The organism is Mycobacterium sp. 1245801.1 (assembly GCF_001673055.1).
GTDB lineage: Bacteria > Actinomycetota > Actinomycetes > Mycobacteriales > Mycobacteriaceae > Mycobacterium > Mycobacterium europaeum_A.
On record NZ_LZKY01000262.1, the window covers coordinates 1 to 22,511 of the forward strand.

Annotated in this window: 18 protein-coding genes and 1 pseudogene; 7 read left to right on the forward strand and 12 right to left on the reverse strand. The window is 71.0% G+C overall.

The window, feature by feature from the left end:
- Window positions 1-66 precede the first annotated feature (66 nt).
- Window positions 67-4,287: pseudogene (locus tag A5622_RS16840) on the forward strand (ATP-dependent helicase); the annotation flags it as partial.
- 1 nt (window position 4,288) lies between these two features.
- Window positions 4,289-5,044 (forward strand): endonuclease VIII Nei2, encoded by a 756-nt coding sequence (gene nei2 / locus A5622_RS16845; RefSeq protein WP_066880118.1) that lies wholly within the window; start codon window positions 4,289-4,291, stop codon window positions 5,042-5,044.
- A 116-nt stretch (window positions 5,045-5,160) separates the two neighbouring features.
- Here nei2 and A5622_RS16850 read toward each other — a convergent pair whose 3' ends face one another.
- Complete coding sequence (locus A5622_RS16850) at window positions 5,161-6,078, reverse strand: PHB depolymerase family esterase (protein WP_066868566.1); 918 nt, start codon at window positions 6,076-6,078, stop codon at window positions 5,161-5,163.
- 191 nt (window positions 6,079-6,269) lie between these two features.
- On the opposite strand from A5622_RS16850, the gene A5622_RS16855 reads away from it, so the two are divergent.
- Complete coding sequence (locus A5622_RS16855; protein WP_066868567.1) at window positions 6,270-6,635, forward strand: DUF732 domain-containing protein; 366 nt, start codon at window positions 6,270-6,272, stop codon at window positions 6,633-6,635.
- Window positions 6,636-6,717: 82 nt separating this feature from the next.
- On the forward strand, window positions 6,718-6,930 hold the full coding sequence (locus A5622_RS16860) for a hypothetical protein (RefSeq protein ID WP_066868568.1): 213 nt from the start codon (window positions 6,718-6,720) through the stop codon (window positions 6,928-6,930).
- 10 nt (window positions 6,931-6,940) lie between these two features.
- Here A5622_RS16860 and A5622_RS16865 read toward each other — a convergent pair whose 3' ends face one another.
- Complete coding sequence (locus A5622_RS16865; protein WP_066880120.1) at window positions 6,941-7,939, reverse strand: magnesium transporter CorA family protein; 999 nt, start codon at window positions 7,937-7,939, stop codon at window positions 6,941-6,943.
- 93 nt (window positions 7,940-8,032) lie between these two features.
- Between A5622_RS16865 and A5622_RS16870 the strand changes: the two genes are divergently transcribed.
- Window positions 8,033-8,689 carry a DUF5994 family protein gene (locus tag A5622_RS16870; RefSeq protein ID WP_067022325.1) on the forward strand — a complete coding sequence of 219 codons (657 nt, stop codon included), beginning with the start codon at window positions 8,033-8,035 and terminating at the stop codon, window positions 8,687-8,689.
- Here A5622_RS16870 and A5622_RS16875 read toward each other — a convergent pair.
- From A5622_RS16875 to A5622_RS16905, 7 genes are all read right to left on the reverse strand, one after another.
- On the reverse strand, window positions 8,620-9,768 hold the full coding sequence (locus A5622_RS16875) for a PPE family protein (protein ID WP_066880124.1): 1,149 nt from the start codon (window positions 9,766-9,768) through the stop codon (window positions 8,620-8,622). The genes A5622_RS16870 and A5622_RS16875 overlap by 70 nt on opposite strands.
- A gap of 170 nt (window positions 9,769-9,938) precedes the next feature.
- On the reverse strand, window positions 9,939-11,087 hold the full coding sequence (locus tag A5622_RS16880; protein WP_066880126.1) for a PPE family protein: 1,149 nt from the start codon (window positions 11,085-11,087) through the stop codon (window positions 9,939-9,941).
- 208 nt (window positions 11,088-11,295) lie between these two features.
- Window positions 11,296-12,102: an MBL fold metallo-hydrolase gene (locus A5622_RS16885; RefSeq protein ID WP_066880128.1), complete on the reverse strand. Its 807-nt coding sequence runs from the start codon at window positions 12,100-12,102 to the stop codon at window positions 11,296-11,298.
- Between the two features lie 36 nt (window positions 12,103-12,138).
- Window positions 12,139-13,653, reverse strand: a complete 1,515-nt coding sequence (locus tag A5622_RS16890) for an HNH endonuclease signature motif containing protein (RefSeq protein WP_066880146.1) — start codon at window positions 13,651-13,653, stop codon at window positions 12,139-12,141.
- Window positions 13,654-13,710: 57 nt separating this feature from the next.
- A complete protein-coding gene (locus A5622_RS16895; protein WP_066880130.1) occupies window positions 13,711-14,571 on the reverse strand; it encodes a pseudouridine synthase in 861 nt (286 codons plus the stop codon).
- Window positions 14,568-16,310 carry a glycerol-3-phosphate dehydrogenase/oxidase gene (locus A5622_RS16900; RefSeq protein ID WP_066880132.1) on the reverse strand — a complete coding sequence of 581 codons (1,743 nt, stop codon included), beginning with the start codon at window positions 16,308-16,310 and terminating at the stop codon, window positions 14,568-14,570. Before A5622_RS16900 ends, A5622_RS16895 begins: the two co-directional genes overlap by 4 nt.
- Before the next feature lie 73 nt (window positions 16,311-16,383).
- Window positions 16,384-17,799, reverse strand: coding sequence for an NAD(P)H-quinone dehydrogenase (locus A5622_RS16905; RefSeq protein ID WP_066880134.1), 1,416 nt, complete (start codon window positions 17,797-17,799; stop codon window positions 16,384-16,386).
- 82 nt (window positions 17,800-17,881) lie between these two features.
- Between A5622_RS16905 and A5622_RS16910 the strand changes: the two genes are divergently transcribed.
- Window positions 17,882-18,361: a gamma-glutamylcyclotransferase gene (locus A5622_RS16910; RefSeq protein ID WP_066868955.1), complete on the forward strand. Its 480-nt coding sequence runs from the start codon at window positions 17,882-17,884 to the stop codon at window positions 18,359-18,361.
- Window positions 18,362-18,476: 115 nt separating this feature from the next.
- The gene (locus tag A5622_RS16915; RefSeq protein ID WP_066880148.1) at window positions 18,477-19,304 is read left to right on the forward strand and encodes an alpha/beta hydrolase; all 828 of its coding nucleotides are present in this window, start codon (window positions 18,477-18,479) and stop codon (window positions 19,302-19,304) included.
- Between the two features lie 4 nt (window positions 19,305-19,308).
- Here the strand turns inward: A5622_RS16915 and A5622_RS16920 are convergent, their stop codons facing one another.
- The 3 genes from A5622_RS16920 to A5622_RS16930 are packed head-to-tail and all read right to left on the reverse strand — an operon-like array spanning window position 19,309 to window position 22,336.
- Window positions 19,309-20,487 carry an amidohydrolase gene (locus A5622_RS16920; RefSeq protein ID WP_066868952.1) on the reverse strand — a complete coding sequence of 393 codons (1,179 nt, stop codon included), beginning with the start codon at window positions 20,485-20,487 and terminating at the stop codon, window positions 19,309-19,311.
- Entirely contained in the window at window positions 20,484-21,674 is a 1,191-nt protein-coding gene (locus tag A5622_RS16925) for a M20 family metallopeptidase (protein WP_066880136.1), read from the reverse strand. Before A5622_RS16925 ends, A5622_RS16920 begins: the two co-directional genes overlap by 4 nt.
- 47 nt (window positions 21,675-21,721) lie before the next feature.
- Window positions 21,722-22,336: a cutinase family protein gene (locus A5622_RS16930; protein WP_197497854.1), complete on the reverse strand. Its 615-nt coding sequence runs from the start codon at window positions 22,334-22,336 to the stop codon at window positions 21,722-21,724.
- Between the last annotated feature and the right edge of the window lie 175 nt (window positions 22,337-22,511).

A 22,511-nucleotide genomic window follows, 5' to 3' on the forward strand; every position in this document is an offset into this window, starting at 1 on the left:
CCGGCTGGCCCGAAGACCGGCGCTCGGTGACGCTCGGGCGAATCCTCGTGCACATGCTCGCCGAGACCGCCCGCCACCCGCCGCCAGCTGATCAACCGCCCGCCCGACGTGCTGATCACCACGCCCGAGTCGCTGTTCTTGATGCTCACCTCGGCCGCCCGCGAGACGCTGGCCGGCGTCCAGACCGTGATCGTCGACGAGATCCACGCCATCGCCGCCGGCAAGCGCGGCGCGCACCTGGCGGTGTCGCTGGAGCGCCTCCAGGATTTGACACAAGCGCTGCGCGAGGACAAGCCCGCCCAGCGCATCGGGTTGTCGGCCACGGTCCGCCCGCCCGAGGAGCTGGCCCGGTTCCTGTCCGGCGCAGGACCGACGACCATCGTGGCCCCGCCGTCGGCCAAGACGGTCGAGCTCAGCGTGCAGGTGCCGGTGCCGGACATGGCCAACCTGGCGAACAACACCATCTGGCCCGACGTGGAGAACCGCCTGGTCGACCTGATCGAATCGCACAATTCGACCATCGTGTTCGCCAACTCGCGGCGACTGGCCGAGCGGCTTACCGCCCGCCTCAACGAGATTCACGCCGAGCGCAGCGGCGTCGAACTCGCCACGGACGCCAACCCGAAGGTGGCCGGGGGCGCCCCGGCGCACATCATGGGCAGCGGCCAGACCTACGGCGCCGACCCGATACTGGCGCGCGCCCACCACGGCTCGGTCAGCAAGGAACAACGCGCCCTGGTCGAGGAGGACCTCAAGCGCGGGCTGCTCAAGGCTGTGGTGGCCACCTCCAGCCTGGAGCTGGGCATCGACATGGGCGCGGTGGATCTGGTGATCCAGGTGGAGGCGCCGCCGTCGGTGGCAAGCGGCCTGCAACGCATCGGCCGGGCCGGCCACCAGGTCGGCGAGGTCTCGCAGGGGGTGTTGTTCCCCAAGCACCGGACCGACCTGATCGGCTGCGCGGTCAGCGTGCAGCGCATGCTGACCGGCCAGATCGAGACCATGCGGGTGCCCGCCAATCCGCTGGACATCCTGGCGCAGCAGACCGTCGCGGCGGCGGCGCTGGAACCGCTGGACGCCGATCGGTGGTTCGACACCGTGCGGCGCGCCGCCCCGTTCGCGACGCTGCCGCGCAGCGTCTACGAGGCCACCCTGGACCTGCTGAGCGGCAAGTACCCGTCCACCGAATTCGCCGAGCTGCGACCGCGATTGGTCTACGACCGCGACACCGGCACGCTGACCGCCCGGCCCGGCGCGCAGCGGCTGGCCGTGACGTCGGGCGGCGCCATCCCCGATCGCGGGCTGTTCACGGTATACCTGGCCTCCGAAGCCGAAAAGCCTTCGCGGGTAGGCGAACTCGAAGAGGAAATGGTCTACGAGTCGCGTCCCGGCGACGTCATCTCCCTGGGCGCCACCAGCTGGCGGATCACCGAGATCACCCACGACCGGGTGCTGGTGATCCCCGCCCCCGGCCAGCCCGCCCGGCTGCCGTTCTGGCGCGGCGACGGCCTGGGCCGCCCGGCCGAGCTGGGTGCCGCGCTCGGCGCCTTCACCGGCGAGCTGGCCGGCCTCAAGCGCGCGGCCTTCGACACCCGCTGCGCCGAACTGGGTTTCGACGCGTATGCCACCGACAACCTGTGGGGCCTGCTCGAGGAGCAGCGCGGCGCCGCCGGGGTGGTGCCGACCGACACCACGCTGCTGGTCGAGCGGTTCCGCGACGAGCTGGGCGACTGGCGGGTGATCCTGCACTCGCCGTACGGGCTGCCGGTGAACGGGCCGCTGGCGCTGGCGGTGGCCCGCCGGCTGCGCGAGCGCTACGGCATCGACGAGAAGCCCACCGCGTCGGACGACGGCGTCGTGGTGCGGCTGCCCGACACCATTTCGGATTTCGCGTCGGAGGCCGGGACCGAAACCCCGCCCGGCGCCGACCTTTTCGTCTTCGACGCCGAGGAGATCGACCCGATCGTCACCGCCGAGGTGGGCGGCTCGGCGCTGTTCGCGTCGCGGTTCCGCGAGTGCGCGGCGCGCGCCCTGCTGTTGCCGCGCCGGCATCCCGGGCGCCGCTCGCCGCTGTGGCAACAGCGCCAGCGCGCCGCCCAGTTACTGGAGGTGGCCCGCAAATACCCCGACTTCCCGGTGGTGCTGGAGACCATCCGCGAATGCCTGCAGGACGTCTACGACGTTCCCGCCCTGACCCGGCTGATGACCGGCATCGCGCAGCGGCGGGTGCGGGTGCTCGAGGTCGAGACGCAACGGCCGTCGCCGTTCGCGGCGTCGCTGCTGTTCGGCTATGTCGGCGCGTTCATGTACGAGGGCGACAGCCCGCTGGCCGAGCGCCGGGCGGCCGCGCTGTCGCTGGACAGCACGCTGCTGGCCGAGCTGTTGGGCCGGGTGGAGCTGCGTGACCTGCTCGACCCCGAGATCATCGCCGCCACCGGCCGCCAGCTTCAGCACCTCGCGCCGGACCGGGCCGCCCGCGACGCCGAGGCGGTGGCGGACCTGCTGCGGCTGCTGGGCCCGCTGACCGAGGACGAGGTGGCCGCCCGCGCCGGCGGCGCCGACGTGGGAGGTTGGCTGGAGGGGCTACGCGCGGCCCGGCGCGCGCTGACGGTGTCGTTCGCCGGCCGCAGCTGGTGGGTGGCCGTCGAGGACATCGGCCGACTGCGCGACGGCATCGGCATCGCGGTCCCCCTCGGCGTGCCGGCCGCCTTCACCGAGGAGGTGGCCGACCCGCTGGGTGAACTGCTGGGCCGCTACGCGCGCACCCACACCCCGTTCACCACGGCCGAGGCCGCCACCCGGTTCGGGCTGGGGCTGCGGGTGACCGCCGACATCCTGGGCCGGCTGGCCGGTGACGGCCGGCTGGTGCGCGGTGACTTCGTCGCCGCGGCCGAGGCGGGCGGGGCGCCCGTGGCCGGCGGCGAACAGTGGTGCGACGCCGAGGTGCTGCGCATCCTGCGGCGGCGGTCCCTGGCGGCGCTGCGTGCCCAGGTCGAACCGGTCAGCACCGCCGCCTACGGCCGGTTCCTGCCGGCCTGGCATCGCGTGGGCTCCGCCGAATCATCGCGCTCGCCAAGCCATTCCGGGTTGGACGGCCTGATGTCGGTGATCGATCAGCTGGCCGGTGTGCGGATGCCCGCCTCGGCGGTCGAGCCGCTGGTGCTGGCGCCCCGGGTCCGCGACTACTCCCCCGCGCTGCTCGACGAGTTGCTCGCCACCGGCGAGGTCACCTGGTCGGGGGCCGGGTCGATTTCGACCGGCGACGGCTGGATCGCGTTGCATCCCAGCGAATCCGCGCCGCTGACCCTGGCCGGGCCGGCGGACATCGAGCTGGGCGACGCCCACCGCGCCGTCCTGGACACGCTGGCCCCGGGCGGCGCCTATTTCTTCCGCCAGCTCACCCAGAGCGGGTTGGGCGAGTCCGAGCTCAAAGCCGCGTTGTGGGAACTGATCTGGGCCGGCTGGATCACCGGCGACACGTTCGCCCCGGTGCGCGCCCTGCTCGGTGGCACCGGAAGCCGCAAGCGCTCGGCGCCCGCGCACCGGTCGCACCGGCCGCCGCGGCTGAGCCGCTACAGCGTCGCGCATCCCCACTCCCGGCCCGCCGATCCGACCGTGGCCGGCCGGTGGTCGATCCTGCCGGCCCCGGAGCCGGACTCCACGCTGCGCGCCCACTACCAGGCCGAGCTCCTGCTGGGCCGCCACGGCGTGCTGACCCGCGGCGCGGTGGCGGCCGAGGGCGTGCCCGGCGGGTTCGCCACGCTGTACAAGGTGCTGAGCACCTTCGAGGACGCGGGCCGCTGTCAGCGCGGCTACTTCATCGAGTCGCTGGGCGGGGCGCAGTTCGCGGTCGCGTCGACCGTCGACCGGCTGCGCGCCTACTCCGACGGGGTCGACCCGGAACGGCCCGAGTACCGGGCGGTCGCGCTGGCCGCCGCGGACCCGGCCAACCCCTACGGCGCCGCGCTGCCGTGGCCGGGCGCCCGCGGCGAGGGGGCCCGCCCGGGCCGCAAGGCCGGCGCGCTGGTGGTGCTGGTCGACGGCGAGCTGGCCTGGTTCCTCGAGCGCGGCGGCCGGTCGCTGCTCACCTTCACCGACGACCCGGCCGCCCAGCACGCCGCGGCCACCGCGCTGGCCGACCTGGTCGCCTCCCGCCGCGTCGCGTCGATCCTGGTCGAACGCATCGACGGGGCGCCGGCATTGCAGCCAAACGCGGGCGGGCCCGGCCCGGCCGACGCCCTGTCCGACGCCGGATTCGCCCGCACGCCGCGCGGGATGCGGCTGCGCTGACATGCCCGAGGGTGACACCGTCTGGCACACCGCCGCCGTGCTGCGCGAGCATTTGGTCGGCGGCACGCTGACCCGCTGCGACATCCGGGTGCCGCGGTTCGCCACCGTCGATCTCACCGGGCAGGTGGTCGACGAGGTGCTCAGCCGCGGCAAGCACCTGTTCATCCGGGTGGGGCCGGCCAGCATTCACTCGCACCTGAAAATGGACGGCAGCTGGCGGGTCGGCAAGCGCGCGCAGCGCGTCGACCACCGGGCGCGCATCATCCTGGAAACCGCCACCGCCCGGGCGGTCGGCGTCGACCTGGGGGTGCTGGAGGTCCTGGAACGCGACCGCGACGGCGACGCCGTCGCGCACCTGGGCCCCGACCTGCTGGGCGAAGATTGGGACCCGGCCCTGGCCGCGGCCAATCTGACCGCCGACCCGGACCGGCCGATCGCCGAGGCGCTGCTGGACCAGCGGGTGCTGGCCGGGGTCGGCAACGTGTACAGCAACGAATTGTGTTTCCTCACCGGGCATCTGCCCACCGCGCCGGTGCGTGACATCGCCGATCCCCGCCGGCTGGTCTCGCGCGCCCGGGACATGTTGTGGCTCAACAGGTTCCGCTGGAACCGGTGCACCACAGGCGACACCCGGGCGGGCCGGCAGCTATGGGTCTACGGGCGATCGGGCCAGCCCTGCCGCCGCTGCGGCACCGCGGTCGAGTTCGACGACGCGACGGAACGGGTGACCTACTGGTGCCCGTCGTGCCAGCGCTGAGGCGCTAGTCGCGATGGCGGCGACCCCCGGCGCCCGGCTTCGCCGCGCTTGCGATCGCCGCTAGTCGCGATGGCGGCGACCCCCGGCGCCCGGCTTCGCCGCGCTTGCGATCACCGCTAGTCGCGGGCGTGCGCGAGGAAGAACTGGGCGATGGCCTCGGACCCGTCCAGCGCGCGGGTGGTGGGGCCGATGACGGCCGCCGGCAGGTACTGCTTGCCGCCCGGCCAGGTGTGCCCGCCGCGGTCGATCTTGTAGAACACCACCTCGGTGTTGGCCGCGCACCCGGTGGACTCGTAGCGGTGCACGACGGTGCCGTCGCGGACATCGGGCAGCGCCTCCATGGCCGGATCGCCCTGGCAGCCGTCGGCCGAACGCCACTTGTCCACCATGGTGTCCGCCGAGATGGAATGGCTCAGCCCGCCGCGCCCGCGCACCGCCCCACCCTTGAAGGGCACCAGCGGGTCGGCCGTGCCGTGGGCCTCCCAGACCGCCACCGGCTGTGACGGGTTGCAAGCCACCCCGACGCCCAGGGTGCCGGCCACCGGGGCGACCGCGGCGAAGACGTCGGCCCGGTCGCACGCCAGCCGGTTGCTCATGAAGCCGCCGTTGGACATCCCGGTGACGAACACGTGCCCGGGCGCGACGCCGTAGTCGTGCTGCACCTTGGTCACCAGCCCGACCAGAAATGCCACATCGTTGATGTGGTGGCGATCGGCGGGCGAGGCGCCGCGCCCGTCGGCCCAGCTCTTGTCGTAACCGTCGGGGTAAACCACCAGCAGGTTGTGGGCGTCAGCAACGGTGTCGAAGCCCGTCAGGGCGCGCTGCGAGATCCCGCTACCACCGCCGCCGTGCAAACTGAGCACCAGCCCGACGGGGTCGCCCGCAGGCACGTGCAACATGTAGGTTCGGTCCATGCCGCCGGATCGAAAGGTGCCCGGAATGTCTCGAGCGCTCGCCGCCGACACGTGCCGCACGCCGCAGCCGACCACGCATATCGCCACCACAGCGAGCCACAGCCACCGCCCGTATGCCATGTCGTCAGATCACCGGCAGCGCGCCGGCGCGGGCTCGCCGGTAACGCGCGTCCGACGCGGGAGCAAACCCTTGTGTGGCACACACCGCATTATCGGCGATCCCGCACCCGGCGGCACCGCGACATGCAAGCATTCGAACTAGCCCCGCCTTCAGCAAGCGACGGCACTTCTGTTCCACGGGAGTATCAGAAATGACGACCACCCAGATACGCAAGCCCGTCCGGGCGCGCTCGATCCTGGCGATCGGCGTCGCGCCGGTGGCCGGGCTGCTCGGCGTGCTGGCCGCATCCACGACCGCGAACGCCACGTCTGCCGATGACGCATTTCTGGCCGCGCTGAAAGCCAAGGGCATCAACTACGAGTCGCCCGACACCGCGGTCAACTCCGGGCACACCGTGTGCCACGAACTCGACATGGGCCAGACACCGGAACAGGTTGCCAACAACGTGTTGTCCAGCAGCACCCTGGACAGCTACCACGCCGGCTATTTCGTCGGGGTCAGCATCAAGGCGTATTGCCCCAAGTACGCGGATTCGGCCGCTTCTTCCGGATCCTGAAATTTACCGCCGGTTGACAGGTTCGTGATGCAACCGCGAAAAAATTTCAGGTATCGCAAAACGAAGAAGCTCAGGGCCGAACATGATTCCCAAACTTTTGCTCGGTGTGGCGGGCGTTGCAATCGCGCTCGGCGCATCCGGGTGGGCCACGGCCTCGGCGGCCATCGACCCCAACCCCTTCAGCCATCTCAGTTGCGCCTGCCAGGATTCGGATCCGCCGGGCAGCCCGGCCCTGCGGGACAACATCAATCAGGGCCTGCACCAAGGCATTTCGGCGCCGTCCGTGGTGGAGTAGCCCCGGTTTCCTACAGCCAATCGCGCCGCTTGAACATCACGTAGAGCACCACCATCAAAACGAGTATCACGCCGGTGCTGGCCGCGAATCCGGCATGGGTGCCGAAGCCGGGGTAGGGCACGTTCTGTCCGTAGAAGCCGGTGATGGCCGTCGGCACGGCGATGATGGCCGCCCATCCCGTCAGCTTCTTCATGACCGTGTTCAATCGGGCGTCCTGTAGCGACAGATTGGTCTCGAAAATGGTGGTGACCATGTCGCGCAACGACTCCGTCCATTCCGAGACCCGCAGCACGTGGTCGTACAGGTCGGCGTACAGCGGGTCCAGCTGCCGATCGGATCCGTCCGAAATGCGGCGGTGCTGTATGGCATTGACGACCTCGCGCATGGGCAGGGCCACCCGCCGCAGGTTCACCAGGTCCCTGCGCAGCCGGAACGTGCGGCGCTGGAAGACGCCCTTGCGAGGTCTGCCGTCGAACAGTTCGTCCTCGATGGCCTCGATGCAGTCGTCCAGGGCTTCGACCGCCGTGAAGTGGCTGTCGACCACCACGTCGAGCAGCCCGTGCACCAACGCGCCGACGCCGTAGCGTTGGCCGCCGATCTCCTGCCACCGGCGGGTCACCTGGGCCATGTCGAAGTCGGGCGTCAGCCGCACGGTGATCAGCCCCTGCGGCAGCACGAATCCCGAGATGCGTTGCATCGACAGCATCCGCTCAGGCGTATCGACGGAAGCGGTTGCGATGTCGACGGCGTAGACCGTGAAGAAGGTGTGGCTTTCGTAGGCGGTGACCTTGACCCGCTCGGCCGCGGCGACCGCGTCCTCGACCGCCCAGTGGTTCAGCCCGAGTTCGTCGGCCAGCCCGCACAGGGTGTCGTGGTCCGGTTCGCACAGGTCGGCCCACACCAGGGTGTCGGGTTCGGTGAGGTAGTCCGAGATCTTGTCGAACTCGAAGCCGTCCTGCGCCTTGCCGCCGCGCCACACCTGGCCGACAACATTCGAAGCGATCTGCACCCCGACATCTTCTCAACCGTTGTTCACGATCGGTAAACCCGCCAGCCACTCACCCGCGCCGCGGCCGCCGACTGGCCGTGCTGATCTTGTGCAATGGAGCGATCAAACCGGTTGCAACTCAAGCCTTATCGGGCTGTGTCCGAGCACGTCGACGGCGCCTGGTGGCCGCGGTCGACGACCCTGGTCGACGAGCTGCCGGGCCTGGCGGCCTCGCTGTCCGACCGGCTGGGGCGGATCGTCATGGTGGGGTATCACCGCAACGGCTGGCACGACACGCCGGCGCTGGCGCAAATCGACGGGCACGCAATCGAATTGCTGGGCTTCACCAGTGACGAGCCGACCAGCGTCATCGTGATGGGCGACAGCGGCCGCCACATCACGCTGCATGTCATCCGGCCGGACACCGAGGAGGACGCCGCCCGCCGGGAACTCGACGCGGTGCGCGCGCCCGCCGCCGCGGTGTCGAGGCGCGTCCCGGCCGCGGTGGGCCGGTCGGTGGGGGACGTGGCCGAGAAGCTGGCCCGCCACGAGGGGCTCGGCGACGAACGGCGCACCGCTCAGATCAGGCGCTGGTGCGACGAGACGGCGCAACGGTTCATCGACGCACCGGTGCAGACCTTCGTCCCCATCCTGGTCGAGCACATCGTCCGCAACCGCATGATGGAGTCGCGCAGCCGGCGCTATCCGGCCGACGGCGGCCTGTGCATCACGGTGCCCGGAAGCTCGGCGCCGTACTCGATATCGTCGTAGTCGCGTCCCTTGCGCCGCCGGCCGCTCGCCGCGCCGCGGGCCGGGCGCATCGGGGCCATCGGGAGCATGGGCGTCTGACCCGGCCCGGCCGGCAGCGGGGAGGCCGCCGACACCAGTTGCACCGGCGCCGAAGACCCCAGCATGCCCACCGTCGCGGGCGGCATGGTCAGGTTGCCGAGCGAGATGCCGATGCCCAGCGTCGCGCGCGGCGCCATCGACGATCCGACGGCACTGACCAGGCTCGCGTCGGCCGCAGACAAGTCGGCCGTTGCCTCGGACAGGCCGCCGAAGACGTCGGCGGCGACGCCGCCCTGCAGCGCCTGGGCGGTGTTGACCTGGGCGAGGTAGGCGAGCAGGTTGACCGGGAAACCGCTCGCGATGAACTGCCATCCCCACACGCTGAAGTACCTGAACCAGCCCGAGTCCGGGTCCAGGCCGAAGGCGCTGGAGGCCGCGAGGTCTTCGCTGGCCCCGGAGATGTCGGCGGCCGTCATGATCCCGGAGTCGGTCGTCGTCGTGGCGGGCACCAGCGTGGTTTGGATCGTCACGCCCGCCGGATTGGTGACCGGCGGCGGCGGTGTGAAGGTCGGCGGCTGCACGGCGCTCGCCGAGGTGGCGGCGTAGCGGATCATCGCTGCCGAGTTGTTCACCCACATGGCCTGATATTCGGCCTCGGTTTCGGCGATGGCCGGGTAGTTGACCCCGAAGAAGTTGGTGGCCAACAACATTGCCAGCCGCGCCCGGTTGGCGGCGACCAGCGAGGGATGCACCACCGTCCAGTGCGTCAACTCGAACGCCGTGGTCATCACCTGCACCGAGGTGGCGACCTGCTGGCACTGCTGGGCGGTGACACGCAACCAGTCGAGGTAGGGTTCGAGCGCTTGGGCCATCGCCAGGGCGGACGGGCCGTGCCACGTCGTCATCAGCTCCGACAACTCCGCGGTGTAGCTGGTGGCGGATTGCTCGAGCTCGGCGCTGAGCTCCTGCCAGACGGCGGCGGCTTCGATCCATGACCAAGCACCGGGTCCAGAGTGGATCAGCGCCGAAGTGACCTCCGGCGGCAGTATCCCGAAATCCATGAACCTTTACCTTGGGGAAGAACGTGGTTGGGGCGAACGCGCTGCGTCGGCCCGTCTGGTAATCGCAGAGTGAGTGACGGCGGGATACCGTGGCGTCCTGCTGCTGGTCGCCGTCGACCTGCCCGGTGGCGGTGTACGGCGTCCGCAGTCGCGGGGCGCCATCGTCAGGGTCATCCCGCCGATGGGTTTCGAGGCATCACTTTGCCTTTGACCTCCTGGCCGAGGGCAACGTCCTCGTACTTCTGCTGTTTGCGTTTTCGCCAGCCGGTGCCCGCCGAGGCCGCCGTCGGCGGCACCATCATCGGCATCAGCGGGAATCCGGATTCCGCCGCGGGCAGCGGCGAGGCCGCGGACGCGAGCTGCACCCCGGTCTGGGTCCCCGGCAACAACCCCACCACGGCGGGGGGCGCGGTCAGCTTGCCCAGCGACACCCCGACGCCCATCGCGCCGGTCGGCGCCATTCCCGCGCCGACGTCCTTGACGGCGCTGGACAGGCTCGCGGTCGCCGCGCCCAGGCCCTCGGACAGGCCGGTGCCGATGTCGCCGCCCACGCTCTGCAGCGCGCTGGCCGACGAGTTCTGCGCCAGGTAGCTGAGCATGTTGATGGGGAAGCCGGACGAGATGAATTGGTTGCCCCAGGTGCTCCAGTAGCCGAACCACCCGCTGTTCGGGTCGCCGTCGCTGCCGAAGATGCCGCCGAGCGACGAGTCCGCGCCCAACAGGCTTTGGCTCACGTTGCCGGCGTCCAAGAGCTGGGCTTGGGTCACCGCTTCCTCTTGGTTGGCGGTGCCGTCCGGGCTGGTGTCGGGAAGGGGCGAACTGAACTTCGACAGCTGCGTGGTCGCCTGCGAGGACGACGCCTGGTAGCGGCTCATCGCCGCCGAGTTGTTCGCCCACATGGTCTGGTATTCGTTCTCGGTCTCGGCGATGGCGGCCGTGTTGGTGCCGAACCGGTTGGTGGCCAGCAGCTGCGCCAGTCGTGTCCGGTTAGCGGTGACCACCGCCGGAGGCACTATCGACGCGCGGGCGGCGGTGAACGCCGACGCGGCGGCCTCGGCCGAGGTGGCCAGCTGCGCGGATTGCTGCGCGGTCTCGCGCAGCCAGAGCAGGTAGGGCTGGACGGACTGCAGCATCGCCGTCGCCGACGGCCCGTCCCAGGACTCGATCAGCGACGACAGCGTCGAGGCATAGGTGGAGACCGAATTCTCCAGCTCGACGGCCACACGTTGCCACGCTCCGGCGGCCTCGATCAGCGAGCCCGCGCCCGGCCCGGTGTGGATGAGCGTCGAGGTGACCTCGGGGGGTGCAAAAAGATCCATCACGTCTCACAATGCCCACGCTGAGAACACCTCAGCAAATTTGCGTTGACCGGGCCGCGAAGAACCCTGAAACTCTGCACGTCGAGGCCCGTCACCTGCGGTCGGTACCTCCCAGTTCGACTGCCCGGTGTTAGGACACCCTATACCCAAAGCTGAGGGCGATTTGACATTTGCTGGCCAGGGGCACTACTCGAAAACGGCCGCCTCACTACACGGTCACCGAGGCGCCGCGGTTCATCGCGACGATCCGGTCCCCCAAGCCGCGGTGCTGCATCTCGCGGGTGAAGTCGGCCAGCGGCGACGCGAAGACGCCGTAATCGTCGAAGTGCACCGGGATGGCCTTCGGTAGGGCCAGCATCGCGACGAGCTCGGCGCCCTGGCGGCCGTCCATGGTCACGGTCAGCCCGAACGGCAGCCGCCCGCCGGCCGGCAGCCGGGTGCCGCCGAGGTGCAGCATGCCCGCGTCGATCGGGTCGAACCGGGCGGGGATCTCCTTGAGTTCCTCGATCAGCAGGGTGTCCCCGGAGATGTAGAGCCGGCGGCGGGGCGCTGCAGGGCCTTCCCCGAACTCCACCATGGCGCCCATCACCGGCGGGAGTAGGCGCTGGCTCCATCCCGGCGCGTGACGCCCGGGCAGCGACGTGAGGGTCAGCGTGGTGCCGCCTTTGGTCATCGTGTGCTGCTGCCAGGTCCGCAGGCCGCGCGCCTGGGCGAACCCGCGCCTGTGCAGCCGTTGGGCGGCGTGCGGGGTGGTGACGACGGGCAAACCGTGGTCGAGGCCCCGCTGCGACACCCTGTCCCAGTGATCGCCGTGCATGTGTGACAGCACGATCGCGTCGATCGGCGGGAGCTCGTCGATGCGCAACGCCGGCTCCTTGAGCCGCTTGGACACCAGCCCGTGGCCAAGGTAGGCGCGTTGCCCCCGGTGCAGAAAGTTGGGATCGGTCAGCAGCGTCAGCCCACCCGCCGAGATGAGGGTGGTGGCGTTGCCGACATACGTGACGGTGATGTCCATAGCCGCTGGCTACCCCGTCCCGCGCCGTCCATGCCGCTAGAAGGGCGGCGGGTCGTCGGCGCCCGGCGGAGCGGGCCCGTAATTTTCGGACCCGGTCGCTCCTTCGGGCATGGTCGGGGTTTGGGCCCGCCGGGCCAGTCGGCTGTCGCGGTTGTGCCGGCGTTCGGTGGCCACGCGCGCGGCGCGGTCCTGGGCGCGGGTGCGGCGGCGTTTGGGCATCATCGCGGTGCGCTCGGCGCAGTAGTCGGACTTGGCGGCCGCCGCCCGAATATCGCCGGTGGGGGCGCAGAGTTGGGGGAACAGCAGTGCGCTGCCCGGGGTGGTGACATGGGTGCGCCCGGCCGGTGAGGTCAGGATCAGGGTGCCGTCGGGCAGCTGCTTTTCCTGCCAGCCCCAGAAGGTTTTCACCAGATGATGGGTGCGGCACAGCGCCTTGAGGTTCGAGGCATGTGTCGGACCGCCGTCGGCGTAGGGGATCGTATGGTCGAGGTCGCAGTTCACGGCGGGCTGATCACAGCCGGGCCAGCGACACGTCAAATCCCGACACCGCACAAAATCGGCCAGCGCCTTGGACGGCACATAACCCGGCTCCGGCGGCGCACCACCGGGATGAACCAGCGGCACCAGCGTGGCCGAGCCGGCCAGCTCGGCGACCAGCTCCGGTGAGATCAGGCCCTCGGCCCCCAGCTCGCAGGCCGGCGCCAAGCCGGTCCCGCCCAGACTGGCCCGCTCGGCGACCACATGAATCACCACCGGGCTTGACGCGGGCCGTTTGCCGGCCACACAGTCGGCGCGCCCGCAGCGACAGCCCAGCCGGTCCGCCCCGCCCGCCAGCGCGCCCAGCGCATCGGCGCGGCGCTGCGCGCGGGTGCGCGGGTCGTGCTCACACACCGTGGCCGCCAACGCGTTCAGGCGCCGGTCCAGCGCATGGGCGTCCGGGGCGAGCAGGGTGCCCTCCAGATGCGCCAACCCCTCCCCCATCTCGGCGACCCACACCTCACGCCCGGCCGCACGCTCCTTGCGCCGCCGCACCGCATCCGCATCAGCGCGAGCCACCACCTTGTCCACCTGCGCCGCCAACCGGCCCTGGCTCAGTGACGGCCACCTGGTCACGGTGGCGGCCAACTCCGCGTCCACGGCGCCCAACACGTCAGGATCGGTGATCAGGTCCGTACGAAACACCAAGGTGGCGAACATCCGAAAGTCGATATCCCCGGACTTGAACACCGCACCCACCTTCGGCAACCGTTCCCGCATCGCCCGCGCGTAGCGCAGCCGGCTGGCGGCCAACCCCTGGCTGATCCGCAGCTCGGCGGCCACCTCCGCACCCACCGCCGCCTCGGTGTCGATCGCCCACTCCTCGGTCTCGGCACACCGCGACAACCGATAGGCGAACAATTCACCGATCGCCACCAACAGCGCGGCCGCCGCCCGATTCTCCGCCCGCGCGGCGCCGCCGATCCGCTCCAGCAACCCCGTCGACACCGGCGTGGTCGACGGATAACGCTGCTCGAACCGCTCATCGAACCGCGCGGTGACATCTTCGAACATAGGTTCGATCATGCCATTGGCCACCGACACGCGTGAGCACCCCGGCGAAAAGAACGGCTAGGGCTCCGCGCGACGGCTGACGAACTCGCGTCGCACACCGGTGAGCGGATCGGTGAACTCGATCCGTTGCGCCAGCAGCCGCAGCGGCGTGCTGAAGTCGTCGGCCGCGACATCGACCACGTCGGGATACAGCGGATCCCCGTCGATCGGGATGCCCAGCGAGGCCATGTGCACGCGCAGCTGGTGGGTGCGCCCGGTGCGCGGCGTCAGCCGGTACAGCCCGTCCGGCGATAGCAGCTCCACCCGCGTCTCGGCATTGGGCGCGCCCGGCTCGCAGAACGCCTGTAAGTGCCCGCGGCGCTTGATGATTCGGCTCGTCACCACGCGCGGCAGCTCCAGCTCCGGATCGACGGCGGCCCGGGCCAGATAGGTCTTGCTCACCAGGCCGCGGGAGAACAGCGTCTGGTAGGCGCCGCGCACCTCACGCCGCGCGGTGAACAGCAACACCCCGGCGGTCAGCCGGTCGAGCCGGTGCGCCGGGCTCAGCTCGGGCAGCCCGAGCTCGCGCCTGAGCCGAACCAGCGCGGTCTGCGCGACGTGGCGCCCGCGCGGCATGGTGGCCAGAAAGTGCGGCTTGTCGACGACCACGATGTCGGCGTCGCGATGCAGTATTGGGATGTCGAACGGGACGGGCACCTCGTCGGGCAGCTCGCGATACAGGTAGACGCTCGCACCGACGGGAAGCACTGTGGCACAGTCGATTACCGCGCCATCGGCGGCGACGACGTCGCCGGCCAGCACCTTGGCGCGGGCCCGCGCACCGAACCGGGCGGTCAGTTCGGCCAGTACCTGCCCGCCCCGCAGCCGCACCCGCGCGGGGCCCAAGCCGTCGCGGACCGGAAGCGGCGCGGGCCTCAACTGAGCGGGACCGGCTCGAGGATCTCGGCGCGCGCCTCGGGGGCGCTGGCCCGCAATTCGTCGGCGGACACGTCGTCGGGCTGGGCCTGGGACAGGATCTCGGCCTCCACCCGGGCGGTGTAGTTCGCGACCTCACGCTCGATGTCCTCGGCCGACCAGCCCAGCACCGGCGCGACCACGTCGGCGACCTCGCGAGCACAGTCGACGCCGCGGTGCGAGTATTCGATGGAGATGCGCATCCGGCGGGCCAGGATGTCCTCCAAATGCAATGCGCCCTCGGCGGTTACGGCATACAGCGCCTCCACCCGCAGGTAGCCCGGCGCCTCCTTGATCGGGTTGAGCAGGTCGGGCCTGTCGGCCGCCAGCGCCAGCACGTCGCCGATCAGCGAGCCGTAGCGGTCCAGCAGATGACGCACCCGGTAGGGATGCAGACCCTGCAACTCGGCGACGTGCTCGGCCTGGTTGATCAGCGCGAAATAGCCGTCGGCGCCGAGCAGGCTGACCTTCTCGGTGATCGACGGCGCCACCCGGGCCGGAATGAATTGGGCCGCAGCGTCAATCGCGTCGGCGGCCATCACCCGATAGGTGGTGTACTTGCCCCCGGCGATCGCGACCAGACCCGGCGCGGGCACCGCCACGGCGTGCTCCCGGGACAGCTTGGAGGTCTCCTCGCTCTCCCCGGCCAGCAGCGGGCGCAGTCCCGCGTACACCCCGTCGATGTCGGCGTGGGTGAGCGGGATGGCCAGCACCGTGTTGACGGTCTCCAAGATGTAGTCGATGTCGGCCTTGGTGGCCGCGGGGTGGGCCAGGTCGAGATTCCAGTCGGTGTCGGTGGTCCCGATGATCCAGTGGCTGCCCCACGGGATGACGAACATCACCGACTTCTCGGTGCGCAGGATGATCGCGACGTCGCTGACGATGCGGTCGCGCGGCACCACCACGTGCACGCCCTTGGACGCCCGGACCTGAAATCGCCCGCGCTGCTTGGACAATGCCTGGATCTCGTCGGTCCACACTCCGGTCGCGTTGACCACCACGTGCCCGCGGACCTCGGTGATCGCGCCGTCCTCGGAGTCGCGCACCCGCACGCCGGTCACCCGATCGCCCTCGCGCAGCATGGCGACCACCTGGGTGGAGGTGCGCACCACCACACCGTAATGGGCGGCGGTGCGTGCGACGGTCATGGTGTGCCGGGCGTCGTCGACAACCGTGTCGTAGTAACGGATTCCACCGATCAGCGAGCTGCGCTTCAGCCCGGGGCTCAACCGCAGCGCGCCGGCACGGGTCAAATGCTTTTGCGCCGGAACGGATTTCGCGCCGCCGAGCCGGTCGTACAGAAAGATCCCGGCGGCGATGTAGGGGCGCTCCCACATGCGATTGGTCAGCGGGAACAGAAACGGCATCGGCTTGACCAGATGCGGCGCCAGCGTGGTCAGCGACAACTCGCGCTCGTAGAGCGCCTCGCGGACCAGCCCGAACTCCAGCTGTTCGAGGTAGCGCAGGCCGCCGTGGAACATCTTCGACGAGCGGCTCGAGGTGCCCGAGGCGAAGTCGCGCGCTTCCACCAGCGCCACCTTGAGCCCACGGGTCGCGGCGTCCAGCGCGCAGCCCGACCCCACCACGCCGCCGCCGATCACCACCGCGTCGAACTGCTCGGCGCCCAACCGCTGCCAGGCCTCCTGGCGCTGCCGCGGTCCCAGCACGGATACCGGGGAGCTGCGCTGGGTGGGATCAGTCACGACCAGGACTCCTCACTGGGGAAACTCCTCCTCGGTTACCGGTCAGTAGGACGTGCTGCACCAAGGCTAACCGCTAGTCCAGGTCGTCGTGCGCCATCAGCCGCCGCGCGGCCTCGGTGATCGAGCCGGACAACGAGGGGTAGACCGCCAGCGTCTGCGCCAGCTCGTTGACGGTGATGCGGTTGGTCACCGCGACGGCGATCGGCAGGATCAGCTCGGAGGCGATCGGTGCCACCACCACGCCGCCGATCACCACGCCGGTGGCCTGGCGGCAGAAGAGTTTGACGAAACCCTGTCGCAGCCCGGACATCTTGGCGCGCGCGTTGGTCCGCAACGGGAGCATGACGGTGCGGGCGGGCACCGAACCGTCGTCGATCATGGTCTGGGGCACCCCGACGGCGGCGATCTCGGGCCTGGTGAACACCGTCGCCGCCACCGTCCGCAGCCGGATCGGGCTGACGCCCTCGCCCAGCGCGTGATACATCGCGATCCGGCCCTGCATGGCGGCGACCGAGGCCAGTGGCAGCAGCCCGGTGCAGTCGCCGGCGGCGTAGATGCCGGCCACCGAGGTCCGCGACACCCGGTCCACCGTCAGGTAGCCGCCGCGGCCCAGCTCGATGCCGACCCGGTCCAGGCCCAGGCCGCCGGTGTTGGGGACCGACCCGATGGTCATCAGCGCGTGGCTGCCCTCGACCGTGCGCCCGTCGGCCAGGGTGACCAGCACGCCGTCCTCGGTGCGGGTGACCGATTGCGCGCGGGCGTTTTTGACCAACTCGACGCCGCGCTCGGAGAACGCCTCCTCCAGGACCAGGGCGGCGTCGACGTCCTCGTAGGGCAGCACCCGGTCGCGGCTGGCGACCACGGTCACCGGCACGCCCAATTCCGTGTAGGCGTGCACGAATTCGGCGCCGGTGACCCCGGACCCGACCACGATCAGGTGCTCGGGCAGCGCCTTGAGGTCGTAGAGCTGGCGCCAGGTCAGGATCCGCTCGCCGTCCGGCGGCGCCGACGGCAGCACCCGCGGGCTGGCGCCGGTGGCGATCAGCACCACGTCGGCCTCGTACTCGCTGGTGGCGCCGTCGGGGGCGGTGGCTTTGACGCGGTGGCAGGCCAAGCCTGGGTTGGGGTCGATCAGCTCGCCGCGGCCGGCCACCAGGTGCACGCCCATCCCGAGCAGCTGATCGGTGATGTCGGCCGACTGCTCGGTGGCGAGTTGCTTGACCCGGGCATGGATCTGCGGCAGCGAGATCTTGGCGTCGTCGATGTCGATCTCGAATCCCAGCCGCGGCGCCCGGCGCAACTCGGTGCGCAGCCACGTGGAGGCGATGAACGTCTTGGACGGCACGCAGTCGTCGAGCACCGCCGCGCCGCCGATGCCGTCGGAGTCGATCACCGTGACGCGGGTCGTGTCGGGGTGTGAGGTGGCGGCCACCAGCGCGGCCTCGTAACCGGCCGGGCCGCCACCGAGGATCACGATGCGGGTCACCACAGCCCCCAACCTAACGAAGCGGCGGGGACCCCGCGAATGCTCGGGGGAAGACCGGCCAGCGTCGGACGTCTAAGCTTTCCCCGTGCCGCTCTACGCCGCGTACGGGTCCAACATGGATCCCGAGCAGATGCAGAAACGCGCGCCCCATTCGCCGATGGCCGGAACCGGCTGGCTGCACGGGTGGAGATTGACCTTCGGTGGCGAGGACATCGGCTGGGAGGGCGCGCTGGCCAGCGTCGTCGAGGACCCGGGGTCCAAGGTGTTCGTCGTCCTCTACGACATGACTCCGGCGGACGAGAACAACCTGGACCGCTGGGAGGGCTCGGAGTTCGGCGTGCACAAGAAGATCCGGTGCCGGGTGGAGCGGATCTCGTCGGACACCGACACCGACCCGGTGTTGGCGTGGCTGTACGTGCTGGACGCCTGGGAAGGCGGCATGCCGTCGGCCCGGTACCTGGGGGTGATGGCCGACGCCGCCGAAATCGCCGGAGCGCCAAGCGATTACGTACACTGGCTGCGCACCCGCCCGGCCCGAAACATCGGTCCCGGCACCAGCGCCTGATCGAGGCGCCCCGAACGCGAAGGACATTCGGCTGTCAATCCTGTCCGTACCGCTGATCGCCGACGCGGTGGCGCGCGCGTTCGCGGCCGCCATCAACCCGGCTCCCAAGCCCGCCGTGCGCTTCCCGGAGTTCGCCGCCCGCACCGGTGAGGTCGCGATCCCCACCCGCGAGGGCACCGTGTCCGCGACCGTCTATTACCCGCCCGCGGCGACGAACCCGCCCGTCTACGTCAACGTGCACGGCGGCGGCTTCGTGGTCGGACACCCCGAGCAGGACGATCCGTGGTGCCGCTACCTGGCCGCCAACGCGGGCGTGCTGGTGATCAACCCCGACTACGCGCTGGCGCCGCGGCGCCGCTTCCCCGCCGCGGTGCATCAGATCTATGACGTCGTGTGCTGGGCGGCCGGCGCCGAGCGCGACTGGGACGGCACCCGGCTGTGCGTCGGCGGCCAAAGCGCGGGCGGCAACCTGTCCGCCGCGGCGGCCCGCCTCGCGCTGGAAAACGGTGGCCCCGACATCGCGCTGCAGGTGCTGCACTACCCGCCGCTGGACCTGGTCACGCCCAGCCGCGACAAGCCCTCGGCGATCGGCAACCGGGCGATCATGAAGCCGTGGATGAGCGAGGTCTTCGACACCGCCTACATTCCCGATCCGGCGCACCGGCGCGACCGGCTGGCGTCGCCCGCCTGGGACGGCAACGCCGACGACCTCGCCGGCATAGCGCCCGCGCTGGTGGTGACCGCCGAGCACGACCGGCTGCGCGACGAGGCCCGCAGGTACGCGGAGAAACTCCGGGCCGTCGGGGCGTTGGCGGAGTACCACGAGGTGGCCGGCGTCGACCACGGCTACAACATCATGAGCGGCGCCGGCGACGTCACGATGCGGACGTACGCCCGCATCGCCGAACACGTCGTCCGCGCCACGGGTGCGCGGCCCTCGTAGGCGCCTAGGACCGCTCGAACGCGGCCGACTGCTCGACGATGTTGGTCATCACGCGCACCCCGATCGGCAGGGCCCGCTCGTCGAGGTTGAACGTCGGCTGGTGCAGGTCGAGCTGCGGCCCCACCCCCGGCCACACGCCGAGGCGCGCCATCGCACCGGGGATCTCCTCGAGGTACCAGGAGAAGTCCTCGCCACCCCCGGACTGACGGGTGTCGGCCAGCGCGTCGGGGCCGACGGCCTCGATCGCGTGGGTGAGGATGCGCGTCGAGAGGTCCTCGTTGACCACCGGCGGCACGCCGCGCCGGTATTGCAGCGTGTGTTCGATAGCCAGCGGCGCCAGCAGCCCGGACACCGTCTCGCGGATGATCTCCTCCAGGCCCACCCAGGTCTGCCGGCTGGCGGTGCGCACGGTGCCCGCCAGCACGCCGCTCTGCGGGATGGCGTTGGCGGCCACCCCGGCGTTGACCGCGCCCCACACCAGCACGGTTCCGTTGCGCGGGTCGATGCGCCGCGACAACACCCCGGGCAGCCCGGTGATCAGCGTGCCGAGCCCGTAGACCAGGTCGGCCGTCAGGTGCGGGCGCGACGTGTGCCCGCCGGGCGAATACAGCGTGATCTCGATCTGGTCGGCCGCCGAGGTGATGGGGCCGTGCCGGACCGCGACCTTGCCAACCTCCAGCCGCGGGTCGCAGTGCAGGGCGAAGATCCGCGACACCCCGGTGATGGCGCCGGCCGCGATGGCGTCGATCGCCCCGCCGGGCATCAGCTCCTCGGCGGCCTGGAAGATCAGCCGCACCCCGACCGGCAGCTCGGGCACCGACGCCAGCACCAGGGCGGTGCCCAGCAGGATCGCGGTGTGCGCGTCGTGACCGCAGGCGTGCGCCACGTTGGGCATGGTGGAGGCGTAGGGGGCGTCGGTGCGCTCGGCCATCGGCAGGGCGTCCATGTCGGCCCGCAACGCGATCCGGGGCTCGTGTTCGGGCCCGAGGTCGCACACCAGCCCCGTCCCGCCGGGCAGCACCTTGGGGTTGAGGCCGGCCTCGGCCAGCCGCTCGGCGACGAACTGGGTGGTGGCGTACTCCTGGCGGCCCAGCTCGGGATAGCGGTGAATGTGCCGGCGCCAGTCGACCAGGTCTTGGTGGTGGGCGGCCAGCCACGAATCGGCGGCGTCGACCAGGCTCATGATCGCGCCCCGGACCGCCGGCGCTCCCGCGCGTCCATCACCCGGTCGCGCTGGGCGGGCGTCTGGGCCAGCTGAACAACCGTGCGCGCCAACATGATCGCGCCCTCGACGACCGCGCGGTCGGCGCTGGGGCCGGCGGCGGCGTCGGCGAAGGCGCGCTGGTGCACCATCGCGCCGCCGGCGTCGACCCCGACGATCGGGTGGATCCCCGGCAGCACCTGCGTCACGTTGCCCATGTCGGTGCTGCCCATGGGCAGCGCGGACTCGTACTCGCGGGCGACCGGCTCGCGGCCCAGCCGACACATCTCCTCGCGGAAGACGTCGGCCAGCCACTCGTCGGGCCGCAGCTCGTCGTAGGCGGGTGCGGGATTGTCGATCTCGTATTCGCAGCCGGTGGCCAGTGCGCCCGCGGCGAAGCAGGCGTACACCCGGCCCTCCAGCTCACGCAGCGAATCGGATTCCACCGCGCGCATCGCGTACTGAACCGCCGCGCGGCCGGGGATCACGTTGACGGCCTGCCCGCCGTTGGTGACGATGCCGTGCACCAGCTGCCCCGGCGCCAATTGCTGGCGCAGCAGGCCGATGGCCACCTGCGCGACGGTCACCGCGTCGACGGCGTTGACGCCCAGCTGCGGCGCCACGGCGGCATGCGATTCCTTGCCGCGGTAGTTCACCGTCGCCTCGGACAGGGCCAGCGAGCGGGCCGCCGCGATGTCGACCGGCCCCGGATGCAGCATGACCGCCGCGGCGATGTCGTCGAACACCCCGGCGTCGAGCAGCAGCGCCTTGCCGCCGCCGGCCTCCTCGGCCGGCGTCCCCAGCAGCGACACCCGCAGCCCGAGCTCGTCGGCCACGTCGGCCAGTGCCAGCGCCGTGCCCACCGCCGACGCCGCGATGATGTTGTGGCCGCAGGCGTGACCGATCTCGGGCAGCGCGTCGTATTCGGCGCAGACGCCGATGGTCAGCGGCCCGCTGCCGAAGTCGGCGCGAAAGGCGGTGTCCAGCCCGCCGGCGGCCGCGGTGATCTCGAAGCCGCGCTCGGCGACCAGCGCCTGCGCCTTGGCGCAGCTGCGATGCTCGGCGAAGGCCAGCTCGGGCTCGGCGTGGATGGCATGGGACAACTCGACCAGGTCGGCACCACGTCGCCGCACCACAGCCTCAACACTGTCTAACGGGGTTGTGGGCACTCTCGCAGTATGTCACTCACCGGTCGGCGGCCCGGAGGGCCGCAAAGCTACACCAGCCCGGCGATGAATCCGGCCGCCTGACCGGGATACGGCGGGTCCTCGTAGACGTGGTGGGCATCCCGGTCGCGACCGCCGACGACGCAGACCGGGTCGCCGTCGCTGCACAGGTCGATGGCGCGGCCGGCGAAGGCACCCGTCGACGACAGCGGCGTGTTGAAGCGGTTGCCGGGGTTGCCGAACACCGCGACGGCCCGGATCTTGCCGGCGAGCGCGGGATCCAGCGCCGGCGCCGATCCGAAGTTGCCGATCCGCTCGCCGACCGGCGGCACGCCCGCGAGCATCGACACCGCGGCGGCGCCCTGCGAGAAGCCGCCGAGCACCAGCCGCGTCGACGGGCACTGGTCGACCATCTGGGCGATGTGGTCGCGCGCGTCGTTGGCGCCGTCGGCGGTGGTCAGGAAGTTGTAGCTGGCCGGGTAGTTCACCGCGTAGGAATCGACGCTGCGCGACCCCAGCGCGGGTTGCAGCGCGGCGAACAGCGCGTCGCCGACGGCCCCCAGGCCGGGCGGCTCGGCGGTACCCCGGATGAAGATGAGTTGTACGTTCGGGCAGTCCGCCCTGGCCGACGGCGCCGGGCCGAGTGTGATCGAAACCACCGACAGCACAACAGCGACGGCCGCTCCCATGACCGGGCCAACCACCGGCCACTTACGAAGATTCATACGGCAAATCCTGGCATATACCGGCGACAGCTCCCCACCGCTGGGCCGATCGCCCGGCTCCTCACTCGCGCCGCCATCGGCGCTCGCCGTCGCCGGGCTAGGCTCGATCGCCCGG

Coding starts and splice junctions, on each gene's coding strand:
- A5622_RS16860 (WP_066868568.1), top strand. CDS start 6,718: ATGATTCCCAAACTTTTGCTCGGTGTGGCGGGCGTTGCAATCGCGCTC.
- A5622_RS16875 (WP_066880124.1), bottom strand. CDS start 9,768: ATGGATTTCGGGATACTGCCGCCGGAGGTCACTTCGGCGCTGATCCAC.
- A5622_RS16890 (WP_066880146.1), bottom strand. CDS start 13,653: ATGTTCGAAGATGTCACCGCGCGGTTCGATGAGCGGTTCGAGCAGCGT.
- A5622_RS16855 (WP_066868567.1), top strand. CDS start 6,270: ATGACGACCACCCAGATACGCAAGCCCGTCCGGGCGCGCTCGATCCTG.
- A5622_RS16920 (WP_066868952.1), bottom strand. CDS start 20,487: ATGAGCCTGGTCGACGCCGCCGATTCGTGGCTGGCCGCCCACCACCAA.
- A5622_RS16880 (WP_066880126.1), bottom strand. CDS start 11,087: ATGGATCTTTTTGCACCCCCCGAGGTCACCTCGACGCTCATCCACACC.
- nei2 (WP_066880118.1), top strand. CDS start 4,289: ATGCCCGAGGGTGACACCGTCTGGCACACCGCCGCCGTGCTGCGCGAG.
- A5622_RS16885 (WP_066880128.1), bottom strand. CDS start 12,102: ATGGACATCACCGTCACGTATGTCGGCAACGCCACCACCCTCATCTCG.
- A5622_RS16870 (WP_067022325.1), top strand. CDS start 8,033: ATGGAGCGATCAAACCGGTTGCAACTCAAGCCTTATCGGGCTGTGTCC.
- A5622_RS16850 (WP_066868566.1), bottom strand. CDS start 6,078: ATGGCATACGGGCGGTGGCTGTGGCTCGCTGTGGTGGCGATATGCGTG.